Annotated in this window: 12 protein-coding genes; 9 read left to right on the top strand and 3 right to left on the bottom strand. The window is 66.0% G+C overall.

Features of this window, described 5'->3' with window-relative positions; translation table 11 throughout:
- The first annotated feature begins 99 nt into the window (after positions 1-99).
- Positions 100-1,881 carry a phospho-sugar mutase gene (locus RI444_RS06310; protein ID WP_207604954.1) on the top strand — a complete coding sequence of 594 codons (1,782 nt, stop codon included), beginning with the start codon at positions 100-102 and terminating at the stop codon, positions 1,879-1,881.
- On the opposite strand, the gene nirD is transcribed toward RI444_RS06310, so the two are convergent.
- Positions 1,878-2,240, bottom strand: coding sequence for a nitrite reductase small subunit NirD (nirD, locus tag RI444_RS06305; protein WP_062095795.1), 363 nt, complete (start codon positions 2,238-2,240; stop codon positions 1,878-1,880). The two genes, RI444_RS06310 and nirD, sit on opposite strands and share 4 nt — an antisense overlap.
- A gap of 282 nt (positions 2,241-2,522) precedes the next feature.
- Here nirD and nirB point away from each other — a divergent pair, with 282 nt between their 5' ends.
- The 6 genes from nirB (at position 2,523) to RI444_RS06275 (ending at position 9,873) form a co-directional block, all read left to right on the top strand.
- Positions 2,523-5,147 (top strand): nitrite reductase large subunit NirB, encoded by a 2,625-nt coding sequence (gene nirB / locus RI444_RS06300; RefSeq protein WP_069694759.1) that lies wholly within the window; start codon positions 2,523-2,525, stop codon positions 5,145-5,147.
- Positions 5,148-5,156: 9 nt separating this feature from the next.
- Positions 5,157-6,191, top strand: coding sequence for a uroporphyrinogen-III C-methyltransferase (gene cobA, locus RI444_RS06295; protein WP_207604955.1), 1,035 nt, complete (start codon positions 5,157-5,159; stop codon positions 6,189-6,191).
- A 10-nt stretch (positions 6,192-6,201) separates the two neighbouring features.
- On the top strand, positions 6,202-7,353 hold the full coding sequence (locus tag RI444_RS06290) for a uroporphyrinogen-III synthase (protein ID WP_316963877.1): 1,152 nt from the start codon (positions 6,202-6,204) through the stop codon (positions 7,351-7,353).
- 89 nt (positions 7,354-7,442) lie between these two features.
- Complete coding sequence (locus tag RI444_RS06285) at positions 7,443-7,820, top strand: ArsR/SmtB family transcription factor (RefSeq protein ID WP_021471424.1); 378 nt, start codon at positions 7,443-7,445, stop codon at positions 7,818-7,820.
- Complete coding sequence (locus RI444_RS06280) at positions 7,817-9,523, top strand: SulP family inorganic anion transporter (RefSeq protein ID WP_021471425.1); 1,707 nt, start codon at positions 7,817-7,819, stop codon at positions 9,521-9,523. The genes RI444_RS06285 and RI444_RS06280 overlap by 4 nt, the downstream gene beginning before the upstream one ends.
- Entirely contained in the window at positions 9,520-9,873 is a 354-nt protein-coding gene (locus tag RI444_RS06275) for a zinc ribbon domain-containing protein YjdM (RefSeq protein WP_021471426.1), read from the top strand. Before RI444_RS06280 ends, RI444_RS06275 begins: the two co-directional genes overlap by 4 nt.
- A gap of 72 nt (positions 9,874-9,945) precedes the next feature.
- On the opposite strand, the gene RI444_RS06270 is transcribed toward RI444_RS06275, so the two are convergent.
- Complete coding sequence (locus RI444_RS06270; RefSeq protein ID WP_021471427.1) at positions 9,946-11,394, bottom strand: sugar porter family MFS transporter; 1,449 nt, start codon at positions 11,392-11,394, stop codon at positions 9,946-9,948.
- A 138-nt stretch (positions 11,395-11,532) separates the two neighbouring features.
- Here RI444_RS06270 and RI444_RS06265 point away from each other — a divergent pair, with 138 nt between their 5' ends.
- The gene (locus RI444_RS06265; protein ID WP_062095786.1) at positions 11,533-12,540 is read left to right on the top strand and encodes a LacI family DNA-binding transcriptional regulator; all 1,008 of its coding nucleotides are present in this window, start codon (positions 11,533-11,535) and stop codon (positions 12,538-12,540) included.
- Positions 12,541-12,633: 93 nt separating this feature from the next.
- Here the strand turns inward: RI444_RS06265 and RI444_RS06260 are convergent, their stop codons facing one another.
- Entirely contained in the window at positions 12,634-13,410 is a 777-nt protein-coding gene (locus RI444_RS06260) for an SDR family oxidoreductase (protein WP_069694756.1), read from the bottom strand.
- Between the two features lie 277 nt (positions 13,411-13,687).
- Between RI444_RS06260 and RI444_RS06255 the strand changes: the two genes are divergently transcribed.
- Positions 13,688-16,267, top strand: coding sequence for a GMC oxidoreductase (locus RI444_RS06255; protein ID WP_242703116.1), 2,580 nt, complete (start codon positions 13,688-13,690; stop codon positions 16,265-16,267).
- Positions 16,268-16,272 lie beyond the last annotated feature (5 nt).

The raw sequence follows: 16,272 nt of genomic DNA, 5'->3' as shown, positions 1-16,272 counted from the left end.
GCGCTGAGGGGTGGGATCCCGGCATTTACGACTCCCCGTAATGCCGGGATCTCACCCCTCGTTGCCTGTCAGGGCCGGATTGAGGATAGTTTTGTGCTTATGACCTCGAGCGATGCCGCACTTGAACAGCTGATCCGCGACGCCCGCCAGTGGGCTGACGAGGACCCGGATCCAGCCACATCCGCGACGCTCCACGACCTGCTCACCCTTGCCTCCGAAGGTGACGCGGTGGCGGCACAAGAGCTCGGAGACAGCTTCAGCGGCACACTGCAGTTCGGCACGGCCGGCCTCCGTGCAGCGCTGGGGCCAGGACCGAACCGCATGAACCGGGTGGTGGTGCGCCGTGCCGCCGCAGGGTTGGCGGCTTTCCTGGTTGACGCGGTTGGTGCGGCTTCGCCGGGAACCCGGCCGCGCGCCGTCGTCGGTTTCGATGCCCGCCACAACTCCGACATCTTCGCCCGGGAAACGGCAGCCATCTTCGCTGCCGCCGGCATAGAAGCGTTCCTCATGCCGGCAGCGCTCCCGACGCCGATCCTCGCCTATGCGGTCCGCGCCCTGGATTGCGACGGCGGCGTGATGGTCACAGCCAGCCACAACCCTCCGCAGGACAACGGCTACAAGGTGTACCTGGGACGGCATGCAGTGCCGGAAAGCGGCCGGGGAGCACAGATCGTCGCGCCTTACGACGCTGAAATCGCGGCGAAAATCGATGCCGTGGGTCCGCTGTCCTCGATTGTCCTGGCCGGGGACGGCTGGACGGTACTGCCGGAATCGATCGCTGCGGACTACGAAGCCGCCGTCGCCGGGCTGGTGGACAGGGAGCACTTCCCGGCCCGCGACCTCAAGATCGTCCTGACTCCCATGCATGGCGTGGGTGGTGATACTGCTGTTTCGGTCCTGAAGGCAGCAGGCTTCGATGACGTCACGCTCGTGGCAGAGCAGGCCCGCCCCGACCCCGACTTCCCCACTGTCGCGTTCCCCAACCCTGAGGAACCTGGCGCGTTGGACCTGGCGCTGGCTGCCGCCGAAGAGCTGGGCGCGGACATCGTGCTGGCCAACGACCCCGACGCCGACCGTGCCGCGGTAGCCGCGCTGGACCCTGCCACCGAGGCTTGGCGCATGCTGCGCGGCGATGAGGTGGGCGCCCTCCTGGGCGCGCACACGGTGGCCCGGCTTGCCGCCAAGGCCGGCGAGGCAGGCAAGACCGGCGAGACCGCAAAGGCCGGCGACGATGGAGTCGAGGGAGTCTTCGCCAACTCGATCGTTTCCTCCAGGCTGCTCTCCCGCATCGCCGCCACCGCCGGCTACGCCCACCAGGAAACACTGACCGGTTTCAAGTGGATCTCGCGTGTTCCGGGCCTGCTTTACGGGTACGAGGAAGCGCTCGGCTACTGCGTTGCGCCGGACCTGGTCCGGGACAAGGACGGAATCTCCGCGGCAGTGTTGATCGCGGAGATGGCCGCCGCTGCCAAGGCTGAAGGCAAGACCGTTTTTGACACCCTCGATGAGTTGTACCTTGTGCACGGCCTGCATGCGAGCGACCAGTTGAGCATCCGCGTGGCAGACCTCGGTTTGCTGGATGCCATGATGAACCGCTTGCGGGTCAACCCGCCTGAAGCGTTCGGGGGTTCCGCCGTCGAGGTCTTTATGGACCTTGCCGAAGGCAGCGAAGCCCTGCCGCCCACGGACGGGTTGCTGTACCTGACGCGGGACCAGAGCCGCGTGATCATCCGGCCCAGCGGCACGGAGCCAAAGCTGAAGTGTTACCTGGAGGTCATCCAGGCTGTGGAGTCGGCGGCGGAACTTCCTGCTGCCCGCCAGGCAGCGCGGACATCCCTGGATAACGTCCTCAAGGATGTCCGCGAAGCGCTGGGACTCTAGAGCTCAACCTCGATGTGACCGTCAACGACGCGCGTGGCGAAGGTTGCCAGTTTCAGTTCCGGGTTGGTGAAGCACTCGCCGGTTTCGAGGTCGTAGACCTCCTTGTGCAGCGGTGAGGCAATGGTGGGCCGGCTGCCCCGGGAACCGATGATGCCGCGTGCCATGACGTTGGCGAACGTGGCGGGGTCCTGCTGCACGACGGCGTAGACCTCACCGGGCGCCGTACGGAACAGCGCTACCTGGCGGCCGTCGATCAGTGCTGCCTCGCCCCACGCCGGCTCAAGCTCATCCAGCGGGCACACGCGGTGCCATGTGCCGGTGGTGGCCAGGTCCTCTGCACGGTCAAGAATTACGGTCATGTCAACCCCTCTCACAGTGTCCGGGTGCTGGCACTTTCCACCGTCACTCCCCCGGACCGGGCCACGCCTGCGGCCACTCTCCAAAGCTAGGACGCCACTGTTTCAGCTGGAGTCCCGCATTGTGTCCGATGGGTAAAAGAGACCTCACACCCTGCGAAATGCGTTCGTGATGCAGAAGTTAAGATCACGAAACAAAAGGGAAACTGAAGTGAAACTGCCCGTCCCTAGGCTGAATTCACAAGTTGCGGAGATCCGTCTGCGACATTTGCGAAAGGCCCACCAGTGACCGGACACACTTCAAGCACAGAGAACCCGCGCCGCATCGTCGTTGTCGGAGGCGGCCCTGCAGCCCACCGCTTTGCCGATGCCATGTACAACCGCGGTCTCGAAGGCTGGCAGGTTACCGTCCTCACCGAGGAAGCCCACCTCCCCTACGACCGCGTGGCGTTGAGCAAGGCACTGACCGAGACCGGCGTGGACCTTACCTTGGGCGAGGCGTCCATGTGGGACCACCCGGCCCTGACGCTCAAGACCGGCGAGCGCGCCGTCAAGATCGACGCTGAAGCCAAGAGCGTCCTTACCGCATCGGGCAACAAATACGAATACGACGAACTGGTGGTCGCTTCCGGCTCGGACGCAGCGCGGCTCCCCATCCCCGGCGCTGAGCACACCCACGTTTACCGCACCCTTGAGGACGTCTGGGCCATCAACAAGGCCATCGCGGACCTGGGCGCCAAGCTCGGCCGCAGGGTCAACGCCGTGACGATCGGCGGCGGCCTGTTGGGACTGGAATCCGCTGCCGGCACCGAGCAGCTGGGCGCCAACCCGATCGTCATCAACGGTTCCCCCTGGCTCATGAACACCCAGCTGGACGAAGGCGCCGGCCAGGCCCTCGGCAGGTTGATCGAGGCCAAGGGCTTTGAAGTCCACGGCGGCGTGTTCCCGTCCGAGGTACTGACCGACGACGGCCAGGTCACCGGGGTGCTGATGGCGGACGGCCGCACCATCCCTGCCGACCTGGTGATCGTGGCAATCGGCGTGAAGCCCCGCGACGACCTTTTCCGCGCAGCCGAAGGCGAAGAGCAGCTCTTCAGCCTGGGCCAGCGCGGCGGCGTGGTCATCAACGACTTCTGCGCCACCGAAGTGGACAACATCTGGGCCATCGGCGAGGTAGCGAACTTCGGCGGCATGTGCCTTGGCCTGGTAGCCCCGGCCAACACCATGGCGGAGATCGTGGCTGACCGGCTGCACGGCGGCGAGGCAACGTTCCCGGGCTTCGACACGGCCACCAAGCTCAAGCTCTCCGGCGTGGATGTGGCCAGCTTCGGTGATGCCTTCGCCAAGACCGAGCATGCCTTGGAAATCGTCTACGCCGATCCCGCCCGCGGCGTCTACCAGAAGATCGTGACCACCGATGATGCCAAGACCCTCCTGGGCGGCATCTTCGTGGGCGACGCCTCCCCGTACATGAGCCTGCGCCCCTTGCTCGGCCGGGAACTGCCCGCCGAGCCCGGCGCCTACTTGAGCGCAGCCGGTGGCGGCGAAGCTCCCGAGACCGAGCTGCCGGATGATGCGATCCTGTGCTCCTGCAACAACGTGGCCGCAGGTTCCATCCGTGACGCCATCAATGGCTGCGGCAGCTGCGAAGGGAATGCCCCCGTCCAGGAACTGGGCGGCTTGAAGGGCTGCACCCGCGCCGGTACCCAGTGCGGTTCCTGCGTGCCGATGCTCAAGAAACTCCTGGAAGGTGAACTGAAGAAGTCCGGCATTGAGGTCTCCAAGGCCTTGTGTGAGCACATCAGCCTTTCCCGCCAGGAACTGTTCGAAACCATCCGTGTCCTGGAGCTGACCTCCTTCGAGGACATCATGGCCAAGTACGGCACGGGTGAAGGCTGCGATATCTGCAAGCCGACCATCGCCTCCATCCTGGCCAGCCAGCACTCCGCCTACGTGCTCGATGCCGGCCGCGGCACTCTGCAGGACACCAATGACCGGGCCTTGGCCAACATGCAGAAGGACGGCACGTACTCGGTGGTTCCGCGCATCGCCGGCGGCGAGATCACCCCCAAGGGCCTCGGCGTCATCGCTGCTGTTGCCGAGAAGTACGGCCTGTACACGAAGATCACCGGCGGACAGCGCATCGACATGTTCGGTGCACGCCTGGAGCAGCTTCCCGATATCTGGAAGGAACTGGTGGACGCCGGCTTCGAGTCCGGCCAGGCGTACGGCAAGAGCCTGCGCACGGTGAAGTCCTGCGTCGGTTCCACCTGGTGCCGCTTCGGCGTGCAGGACTCCGTGCAGATGGCCATCGCGCTGGAACTGCGGTACCGCGGCCTCCGGAGCCCGCACAAGCTGAAGATGGGCGTCTCCGGCTGCGCCCGCGAATGCGCCGAGGCCCGGGGCAAGGACGTTGGCGTGATCGCCACCGCCGACGGCTGGAACCTGTATGTGGGCGGCAACGGCGGTGCCACCCCTGCCCACGCCCAGTTGCTGGCCAAGGACCTGGACGACGACACTCTCATCAAGTACATCGACCGCTACCTCATGTACTACATCCGCACTGCGGACCGCCTCCAGCGCACCGCCCGGTGGCAGGAAGAGCTCGACGGCGGGCTGAAGCACGTTGAAGACGTGGTGGTTCACGATTCCCTTGGCATCGCCGCGGAGCTTGAGGCAGCCATGGCCAAGCACATCGACACCTACGAGGACGAATGGGCCGAGACCCTGAAGGATCCGGAGCGCCTCCGCCGTTTCCGTTCCTTCGTCAACGCCCCCAACCAGAAGGACGACTCCATCGCGTTCGTTCCCGAGCGCGGCCAGATCCGTCCGGCAACCCATGAGGAAAAGGGCGCCGTACTCATCGCCTCCACCATCCCGGTCCGCAGCACTGCCGGCGCAGAGAACTAGGGGAATTCCATGCAGCTCACCATCGACCTCACCGGCCGGGACGTCCTGGTCACCGGCTCGGACGTGACCGCCCGCCAGGCAGTGCGCCGCTACGAGCAGGCAGGTGCCACCGTGTACCGGCTCAGCACTCCGGCCGGCGCGGCTTCCGACGGCCCCCTCCCGGAGCGTCCCTTCCTGGTGGCAGCAGTGGACGACGGCGACGACGGCTGGCTTCCGCTGCTGGAACGCTGCCGCGAGGCCGGCATCCCGGTGGCACACGAACCGGCCGCCGGTCCGGAGGGCCACGTCACCCTGGTCGGCGGCGGACCCGGCGCGCTGGATCTGTTGACCGTGGGCGCCGTCGCCGCCCTGCGCGATGCCGACGTCGTGTTCTACGACCGGCTGGCCCCTTACCAGGAACTGGCCGCTTTGACCTCTGCCGAGTTGGTGGACGTTGGAAAGCAGCCCGGGCACCACAAGGTGACGCAGCGTGACATCGAGAAGCTTATGGTGGAAGCGGCCCTGCTGGGCCGGAACGTGGTCCGGTTCAAGGGCGGCGACCCGTACGTGTTCGGCCGTGGCGGGGAAGAAGTGGCCGCATGCGTTGCCGCGGGCGTTCCGGTGCGGGTGATTTCCGGTGTCACCAGCGCCATCTCCGTCCCCGCGGCCGCCGGAATTCCGGTGACCCACAGGGAAGTAAGCCACATGTTCACCGTCGTCTCCGGCCATGCGCCGCTCACTGAGAAGGAGCACCTGCACCTGGCCGGGCTGGGCGGCACCATTGTGGTCCTCATGGGGATCGGCACCCTGCCCCAGCTCGCGGCAGGCCTTCGCCGTGCCGGCATGGAACCGGACATGCCCATGGCCGTTGTGGAGCGCGGGTACCGCCCCGGACAGCGCACTACCATCGCTGATCTGGGTACCATCGAAACGGCAGCTACGGGCTGCAGCAACCCGGCCGTGCTGGTCATCGGCGAGGTAGTCAGGGTTGCCGAGGCCAACCGTAGCCATGCCGATGCGTCCGCTGAACTGAGCCGCCTGGCGGCTTCGCTCCTTGAAGCCTGAAGGTAATTCCATGACTGTTGCACACGCCCTCGACCCCGTGACCCCGTCGGCAGAACCGTCCGAGGCTACGGATTCGCCCCTGGACGGGTTTCGCATCGGCGTCACCTCGCACCGCCGCTCACGGGACCTCATCGAAGCCTTGGAACGCCGCGGCGCCAGCGTGCTCCACGCCCCGGCGTTGAAGATAGCCCCCGTCCAGGAAGACCTGGTGCTCATCGAGGATACGCGCACCATCATCGAGGCGCGGCCGGACATCTGCATCGCGACCACCGCGTACGGCATGCGCCGCTGGTGCGAGGCCGCTGACTCGTTCGGCATCGGCGAGCAGCTCCTGGAAACTCTTGCGGCGTGCCGGATGTTCGTTCGGGGACCGAAAGCCCGCGGCGCCGTCCGCGCGGCCGGTCTTGCCGACGTCGGAATCAGCAGTGACGAAACCACCGCAACGTTGGTGGACATGCTCCTGGCCGAGGGTGTCCGCGGCAAGACCGTGGCGGTGCAGCTGCACGGCTACACGGATGTGCGGCAGCTGGAGCGGCTGCGCATGTCCGGCGCCACGGTCCTCACCGTCACCCCGTACCGGTGGGTCAAGCCCGACGGCGAGGACAAGCTGCCGCGCCTGATCGAGTCCGTGGTGGGCGGGAACCTTGACGTCCTCACCTTCACCAGCGCCCCTGCGGTGGATGCGATGTGGAGCACGGCCCACGAGATGGGCCTGTACCGCCAGCTGATCGAGGCCCTGAAGGGACCGGTAACCGTGGCGGCAGTGGGTCCCGTGACCGCCCAGCCGCTCGTCGACGCCGGACTGTCGCCCCTGATCCCGGACCGCTACCGCATGGGTGCCTTGATCCGGTTGGTGACCGAGCATCTGTCCCTGAACCACGTCCGCCGCCTGGAAACGAAGAGTGCCACGATCGAGCTGCGGGGCCGCTGCCTGCGCATCAACGGCGAAGTGGTGGAGCTTGCCCCCGCCCCGCTCTTGCTGCTCCGCGCCCTTCTGGGTGCCGGCGGGGCCGTGCTCTCGCGTGAGGCGTTATCGGACCTCCTGGACCTCCGTGGTTCCGTCCACGCGCTGGACATGACAGTGAGCCGGCTGCGCTCGTCCCTTCCGGACCCCAAGCTCGTTGAAACGGTCGTGAAGCGCGGGTACCGGCTGCGCGCCTAGGTTCCGGGCTCATCCTTCTACCCGTCCCCGCGTACGCTTGCTACACTAATTGATGAATTCATCAATTAGTCAATCAGTGTGTATTGGAGATGAGCCTCGTGGCCTATTCGGATGCCCGGGCACCGCTGTATGAGGTCAAAGCCAACTTGTTCAAGGGCTTGGCGCACCCGGTGCGCATCCGGGTCCTTGAATTGCTGGCCGAAGCGCCCGAGGTATCCGTAACGGACCTGTTGTCCGCCACCGGCCTGGAGGCCTCCCATTTGTCGCAGCACCTCTCGGTCTTGCGGCGGTATCAGCTGGTGGTGTCCGAACGGCGCGCTTTGCAGATGTTCTACTCCCTGGCCTACCCGCAGGTGGCCGAGTTGTTGACGGTGGCCAGATCCTTGCTCGGAGAGATCCTGCGCACCACGCGGGACAACCTGGAATCCTCCGATGCTGCAGAGGCATTTCCGGGCGGCACGCCGTGAAAACCGTCCACGCCGGCTTGGCTGCCGCCCGGGCGTTATTGCCGGGCCGGGGCGATTATTCCGGGCTGCGTGCGTCCTGGCGTTCTGACCTTGTGGCCGGCCTGACAGTAGGAATCGTGGCATTGCCGTTGGCGTTGGCCTTCGGCGTCAGTTCAGGCGCCGGAGCGGCCAGTGGTTTGATTACGGCAGTGGTTGCCGGCCTGGTAGCGGCGGTGTTTGGCGGTTCGCATGTCCAGGTTTCGGGCCCCACCGGGGCGATGGTTGTTGTCCTCGCCCCGGTGATAGCCGCCCACGGACTGGGCGCCCTGGCCGCCGTTTCAGTGCTGGCCGGATTGATTGTCCTGGCTGCAGGGGCGTTGAAACTGGGCCGCGTGGTGACGTTCCTTCCCTGGCCCGTGATCGAGGGCTTCACGGTGGGCATTGCGGCCATTATCTTCCTCCAGCAAGTCCCTGCTGCCCTGGCAACTGACGGAGGGGACTCCACCAATGCCGTGCTGGCCGCAGTGCACGCGGCAGGTGCCGTGAACGCCGCCGGAGCCGGATGGGTTTCGACCGGCGCGTCCCTGGGGATCGTGGCCGTAGTGGCGGCAGTCATGGTGCTGGCCCCGAAAATCCATCCCCGCTTGCCCGGGTCCTTGGTGGCGATCGTGCTTGCCAGCGTTATTGCCGAGGTTTTCGCGCTTCCGGTGGCCAGGATTGGCGCACTGCCCACCAGCTTGCCGGCCCCGGCGCTTCCCGTGCTGAACATGGAGATCCTGTCCGCCTTGGTTGGTCCGGCGGCAACCATCGCTGCGCTTGCGGCCATCGAATCCTTGCTCTCGGCGAGGGTCGCGTCCTCGATCTCCGATACCGGCGCCTACGATGCCGACCGGGAATTGTTCGGCCAGGGCCTTGCCTCGATCGCGTCCGGGTTCTTTGGCGGCATGCCTGCCACCGGTGCCATCGCGCGGACCGCCGTGAATATCCGTTCCGGAGGCCGGACCAGGGCGGCAGCCATTACCCACGCCCTGGTGCTGTTGGCCGTCGTATATCTGGCAACCAGCGTGGTGTCCCGCATCCCCTTGGCAGCGTTGGCCGGGGTCCTCATGGTGACGGCGGCCCGGATGGTCTCGCTGCCGACGCTGCGGGCGGTGATCGGCTCCACGCGGGCTGACACGATCGTCTTCTTCGTCACCGCCGTCATCACGGTCTCGTTCGACCTGATCGAGGCTGTGGAAATCGGCATCGTCGTTGCCGCCTTCTTCGCCTTGCGTTCCCTGGTGCGCTCCTCCGGTGTCCACCGGGAAGAAATCCCCGGCCCCATCATGGACGGCGATGAACACATTGCACTGTTCCGCCTTGACGGTGCCTTGTTTTTCGGCGCCGCCGAACGCGTGCTCGAACGCGTCACCGACATCCGGAACGTCGACGTCGTCATCCTCCGGATGTCCCAGTTGCAGATCCTGGACGCGACCGGGGCCCGCGTCATCACTGACATCATCCAGGCTTTGGAGCGGCGCGGGATCACCGTCCTGATCAAAGGCATCCAGGACAGGCACCTGCATTTGGCCACGAAGGTTGGCGTGATTGAGTCCCTTCGCCACCATAAACACCTGTTCAGCGACCTTCCAGCCGCCGTCGAACACGCACGCAGCCACGTCAGCCGGGCCGCTGCAGCACGAACGGCTCAAACAGCCACCGAGAGAAAGAAAACCGAACCATGAGTGAATCCCTGCCCCCGTGCCCCGAGTGTTCCAGCGAGTACACCTACCAAATGGGCGAGCTGCTCGTCTGCCCCGAATGCGCCCACGAATGGGAGCCCCAGGGCGAAGACCCCGACGCCGGTGCCGCGGAGAGGCTGATCAAGGACGCGGTTGGAAACGTCCTCAACGACGGCGACACCGTGACCGTCATCAAGGACCTGAAGGTCAAGGGCAGCCCGACCTCCATCAAAGTGGGCACCAAGGTGCGCAACATCCGCTTGGTGGATGGCGTGGGCGATCACGACATCGACTGCAAGGTGGACGGTTTCGGTCCGATGCAGCTGAAGTCGAGCGTCGTGAAGAAAGCCTGACCGGGTCCGGGACCGCAACCGAAGAAGCCCGCCGCTCCACGATTGGAGCGGCGGGCTTCTCTTGTTGACCGGCTACTTCTTGTGCACCAGGTAGATGGCGCCCGTGGTGACATCTTCCTCAAGTGCTTCAAGCGTGCGGCCGCGGGTTTCCGGAACCTGCGTGTAGATGAAGATGAGGGCCGCGATGCCCACCACGCCGAACAGGAAGAACGTTCCCGTGATGCCTACTCCGGCCACGAGCGTGGGGAAGAACAGGCCCAGGAGCGCGTTGGCGATCCAGAGGCAGAACACCGAAAGTCCGATCGCGAAGCCACGGACATGCAGCGGGAAGATCTCGGACAGCATCACCCACACCGCGATGTTGAGGAAGGTCTGCATCGAACCGACGAACGCCACCACCAGGAAGAGGATCACGAACGGCCGCGCCTCGTTGCCGACCGGCAGGACGATCGACGCTATGCCAATCAGGAAGTGGCAGATGGTGGTGAGCGTGAAACCGAGCAACAGCGTGGTGCGGCGGTTGATGCGCTGCATCAACGTCAGGGCGATGACACCACCGACGACGGCGATCACGCCGGGCGCGATGTTGGCGATCAGTGCGGCGCTGGAGTCGAAGCCGGCTTCCACGAGCACGGACTGTCCGTAGTACATGATCGAGTTGATACCGGTCAGCTGCTGTGCGACGCCCAGGCCGATGCCTACCAGGATGATGCGCAGGATCCACTTGTCCTTCAATGCCGCCCATGAAGTGGCCTTCGAAGCCTTCTCTTCATCGGCCAGGTGCTTGACGTCGGCCATCTCGGCCTCGGCGCGGTCTTCGGAGCGGATGGTCTTCAGGACGGCAAGGGCCTCGGCGGACCGGCCCTTGGAGATGAGCCAGCGGGGCGATTCGGGCATCCGCAGCATGCCGAAGAACAAGGCAATGGCCGGCAGGGCGGCAACGGCGAGCATAATGCGCCACACCCCGCCGAATTCGCCCCAGATGTTGCCGATGATGGCGTTGACCACGAACGCGGCGAGCTGGCCGATGACGATCATGAGCTCGTTGCGGCCGGCCAGGGACCCGCGGATCTCGTACGGTGCCAGCTCGGCGAGGAACACGGGAACCACGGTGGACGCGCCGCCAACGGCGAGGCCAAGGATGATGCGGCCCAGGACCATGACTTCGAAGCTCGGAGCAAAGACGCACGCCAGGGTTCCGAGGAAGAAAAGGATGGCCAGCAGGATGATGGTCTTCCTGCGGCCCCAGCCGTCGGAAAGCCTTCCGCCCGCCACCGCTCCTGCGGCCGCGCCGAAGAGCAGCGAGCTGGTGACGATTCCTTCCGTCAGCGGCGTCAGGGAAAGGTCCACCGTCATTGGCCGGAGGGCGCCGTTGATCACGCCGGTGTCGTAACCAAACAGAAGGCCGCCGAACGTGGCGACCAGGGCTACCAGGCCCAACCGCTTACGGTGGGGGCCGTTCGTCAGCGGAGGCAACACCGCATTATGCGCACTCTCCCGCTGCGTTTGCGTAGCAGACATCAGGACTCCTTTGTCAGTGTGTTGCGGGTCATACACACCCGCTCTGGAACAAGACTAACGCGCGAAAGGGCTTAAATGTAAGGTCAAACTAACAAATGACTTTAATTGTTCGGTTTTGTGTCATGGCAGGATGTAGCCATGGCTTCCGACCGTCCTCCACGTCCGGCCACGCAAAGCGATGTCGCACGCGAGGTTGGGGTATCCCGCACGCTCGTTTCATTTGCCTTCCGCGGCGCGCCCGGAGTGAGCGATGAAACCAAGCAGGCCATCTTTGCCGCCGCCAAACGTCTGGGGTACCGGCCCAACGCAGTGGCCGCCGACCTCGCGCGCAAACACCGCTCCGCCGTCGGGCTTTACCTCCTGGACATCCGCAATGAAATCTACGCCGATATCCTCAGCGGCGTCCGCACAGCGCTCTCCCAGGAGCCCAACCGGCTGATCCTCAGCGTCTCGCGCTCCGTTGACGGCGAGGACCGCGGTGCCGTGGAGTCGTTGATCGAAGCCCGGGTGGGAATCATCATCGCCGCCACACTGCTGGATCCGGACGAGGCCGTCCACGAAATGGCCGCCTCGGTGCCGCTGGTCAGCGTTACCCGCCCGGTGGCCGGCGTGGACAGTGTCTACTCCGATGACTCCTTCGGTGCACGCGCCGCGGTGGAGCATCTGTTGACGCTGGGACACACACGGATAGCCCACTTGGCGGGCCCCGCCCATGACGGGCACGTGGTTCGCCGCCGATCCTATGAGCAGGCAATGCGCCGGGCCGGCCTCGTGCCGCAAACACTGTGCGCGGACGATTTCACGCAGGAATCCGGGCACCGGGCCGCAGCACGCCTTTTGGGGCAGGCCGACCGGCCCACCGCGATTTTCTGCCACAACGACCAACTGGCACTCGGTACCCGGGAAGCTGCCTATGCCATGGGCCTGTCGATCCCCCGGGATTTGTCCCTCATTGGCTATGACAATTCACGGACCGCGGGGCTGCACGGCATCGACCTGACCTCCGTGGACCTCCACGCCGCCCGGCTCGGGGAAGCCGCAGGCCAGGTTGCCCTGGAACGCCTCCGCAACCCCGAGGCACCGGCTGCCGACCGCCGTTTCACTCCCCGCCTGGTGGTACGGAGCTCGACGGCGCGTCCCGCGTGAGCCTCGCCGACTTCGCCGACGTCGCTGGAACAGTGCCCGGTCGCAGGGAAGCCTACGGCGAACGGGCAGCGTTCCCGCGAATCCGACGGCGGATCAGGAGACGTTGAACCCACCGTTGCTGTGCAGCACCTGCCCGTTGATCCACAAGCCAGCATCAGAGAAAAGGAACCGCACCAACGCCGCAGTGTCCGCGGGCGTGCCGAGGCGCCCGGCCGGGGTGGCCGCCGTCGTCCAGGAGCGGACAGACTCGTCCATCCAGCCGGTATCAATGGGGCCGGGATTGATGACGTTGGCCCGGACGCCGAGCCCGGAAAGCTCGACGGCGGCTGCCGTCACGATCCGGTCCAGCGCGCCTTTGCTCGCCCCGTACGGCAGGTTGTTGACGGTGTGGTCGCTGGTGAGCGCCACGATCCTGCCTCCTACCTCGCCCGGAGGGACGGCGGGCAGTTGCTCCGCGAGCGCCTTGATAAGGAGCCATGTGGCACGCGCGTTCACGGCGAAGTGGCGGTCCCAGCTCTCTACGGACGTCGTGAGGATGCTGCTGTCCACGGACTCGCAATGGGACATCACCAGGCCGCTCACCTGTCCAAGCGACCGCCCTGCCGCGATCAGTTCGGCGGGGAACCCGGGATCGCTGAGATCGCCGGGAACAAGTACGACGCCGGCGCCACGTTCGCGGCATTCGGCAGCTATCGCCTCGGCATCGTCCGGGGACGCTTCGAGGCCGAGCCGGTCGTCGTAAGGCTTCCAGTGGTTGATGACCAGGTTCCAGCCGTCCATGGCAAGCCCTGTGGCCAAGGCAGCTCCGATGGACCGCCTTCTTCCAACTCCGGTGATGACGGCGACCTTTGCAGGATTGTCGAGGCTCATGATCCGACCCTACGTCCCTTGCGGGCTTTGTTCCGCCAACGGGACCGGTGCACAGGCAGAAAAACCGGGTTACTCCACAGCATGGACAGATACCCGGACCGGTGGGAACATAAGGGCCATAATCCGCGGAGGCATCACCCGGGGCACGTTCGGGTAACTCCAGGTCAGCTCTCGTTTGAGGGGAACGGCCATGGTTCGGCTGGGGAACACGAACACTGGGAACCCGGGTCCACAGCCCGCCGGCGATACACCACGGCGGGGTGCCCCACCGGAAACGGTGGACGCAGTAGTGGTCGGGTCCGGTTTCGGCGGTTCCGTGGCAGCCCTTCGCCTGGCCGAGGCCGGACAATCCGTGGTGCTCATGGAACGCGGCAAGCCCTACCCGCCGGGCAGCTTCGCGCGTTCGCCGTCGGAGATGGGCCGGAACTTCTGGGATCCGGACCGCGGCCTTTACGGCCTGTTCGACGCATGGACCTTCCGCGGCACGGAGGGGCTGGTATCCAGCGGGCTCGGCGGCGGCTCCCTGATTTACGCCAACGTGCTGCTGCGCAAGGACGAGAAGTGGTTCGTCAACGAATCCCCCATTCCGGGCGGCGGCTACGAAAACTGGCCGTTCACGCGGGCGGACCTTGATCCTTACTACAAGCTCGCCGAGGACATGCTCCGCCCCGTGCCCTACCCCTACAACGACACCCTCAAGACACTCGCCATGGAAAAGACGGCGGCCAACCTCGGGTTGTCCATCAGCAGGCCTCCCATCGCCGTCACCTTCGCCACCGGACCCAACGAGGAACCCCGGACCAACCGGCCGCTTCGCCTCCCGGAGTACGGAAGCATCCACGGCCCGGACACCGTCCGGACCACGTGCACCCTCAGCGGCGAGTGCGACATCGGCTGCAACTCCGGCGCCAAGAACACGTTGGACCACAACTACCTGTCGGCCGCGGCCGCGAAGGGCGCCGACGTCCGGACGTTCCACGACGTTCGGGGCATCAGGCCCTTGAACGGCGGAGGCTATGAAGTCCGCTATGTCATCCACCACCCGGACAACCAGGGAGGGCTGCTGGACGAACACATCATCCACTGCCGCAGGCTCCTGCTTGGTGCCGGCACGTTCGGCAGCAACTTCCTGCTCCTCCGCAACCGGGGTTCGCTGCCGGCCCTCAGCGACTCCCTGGGCACCCGGTTCAGCGGCAACGGCGACCTCCTGACGTTCGTTATGGGCGCGAAGACGCCCGGGGAAAACGGCATGCCTCCGGGCGTCCGCACCCTCACCGGCAGCCGGGGTCCGGTCATCACCACTGCGATCCGGGTGCCGGACAGCAATGACGACGACGGCGACGGCCGCGGTTACTACGTGGAAGACGCCGGGTATCCGGCATTCATCAACTGGCTCATGGAAACCGCGCAGCTTCGCACCACCGTCAAGCGCACGGCCAAAGTTGCCGCGCGATTGCTCACGGACCGGCTCTTTGACGCAGGGCGGTCCAACGTGTCGGCCGACCTGGCCGCTGCCCTCGGCGATGGAAGGTTGTCCTCGAGTTCGGTCCCGCTGCTGGGCATGGGCCGGGACGTTCCCGACGGCGTGCTGACGCTCCGGGACGGACGGCTCGCCGTGTCCTGGACCATGTCCACGTCTAAGGAGTACTTCGGCCGGGTGCGGGCCACGATGTCCGCCATTGCCGGGGACCTGGACGGGGACTTCGTGGACAACCCGCTCTGGTGGGCCAAACGGGTCATCACCGTCCATCCCATCGGCGGGGCCCCCGCGGGCAGGCACCCCGGAGAGGGCGTGTGCGATTCGTACGGGGAGGTCTTCGGCTACCCTGGCCTGTTCGTCGTGGACGGCGCCGCGATGCCCGGGCCCGTGGGCGCCAACCCGTCACTGACCATTGCCGCCTTCGCCGAGAGGGCGTGCGCCCGGATCGTGAACGCCCCGGCCCATCGGGGGATCGTGCCCTCTGATGCTGCCGGCGGCCCGGTGGATGCTGCCGGGAGCCCCGCAAACGCGATCGTCGGGCAGGAAGCCGCGGGCGCCGTCGTCGACGTCGATGCGCTGGCTCCGCGCGCCCTGGCGCCGGACGCTACCAAGGGCAAGGGCGCGCGCCGGGAGCAACCCGCAAGCGTCCACGCATCGCAAACGCGTAGCCGTGGGCTGACGCCGGACGCAGCCAGTGCCGGGCTTTCCACGTCCGTGAGTTTCACCGAGCAGATGCACGGCTGGTTCAGCCCCGGCGTGACAGACCCGGAGAAAGGCCGGAGCCTGGGCCGGGACCGCAACCGGAAGATCATGTTCGAACTAACCATTACCGCCGAGGACATGGACGCCTTCGTGGCCGATCCAAGCCATCCGGCAAAAGCGGAGGGGTACGTGCTTGCCGATTACTTCGGCGGCCGGATGCCGGTGGAAAAGGGCTGGTTCAACCTGTTCGTCGAGGATGGTTCCACCGATGGGCGTCCGGCCCGCCGCATGCTGTACCGGCTGTGGCTGCGGGATCCCGGCGGTACGCCTTTCACCTTCACCGGGTACAAGCAGATCCACAACGAGGCCGGCTTCGATCTCTGGCCGGACACCACCATCCTCTATGCCACGATCCTCCGTGGCCACGTACCACCAGCGGACGGCACACAGGAGGCACCGGAACCCTCCGGTGCGGGCATCCTGTATATCCGCCCCCTGGACTTCGCCAAACAGCTCACCACGTTCCGTGCGGAAGGCCCCGCACCGGCCGCGGGCCTGGCAGCGTTCATGAAGCTCTTTGGGGGCGAGCTCTGGCGGGTGTACGGCCACGGGATCAGGCGGGTGCCCTTCCCTTTCCGGGGCCAAACCGGCCCCTCGAAGCGGCCAGGACGATGACCCCG

This window comes from Paenarthrobacter sp. AT5 (assembly GCF_032764245.1).
Lineage (GTDB): Bacteria > Actinomycetota > Actinomycetes > Actinomycetales > Micrococcaceae > Arthrobacter > Arthrobacter ureafaciens.
This window is presented reverse-complemented; position numbering and strand designations above follow the sequence as displayed.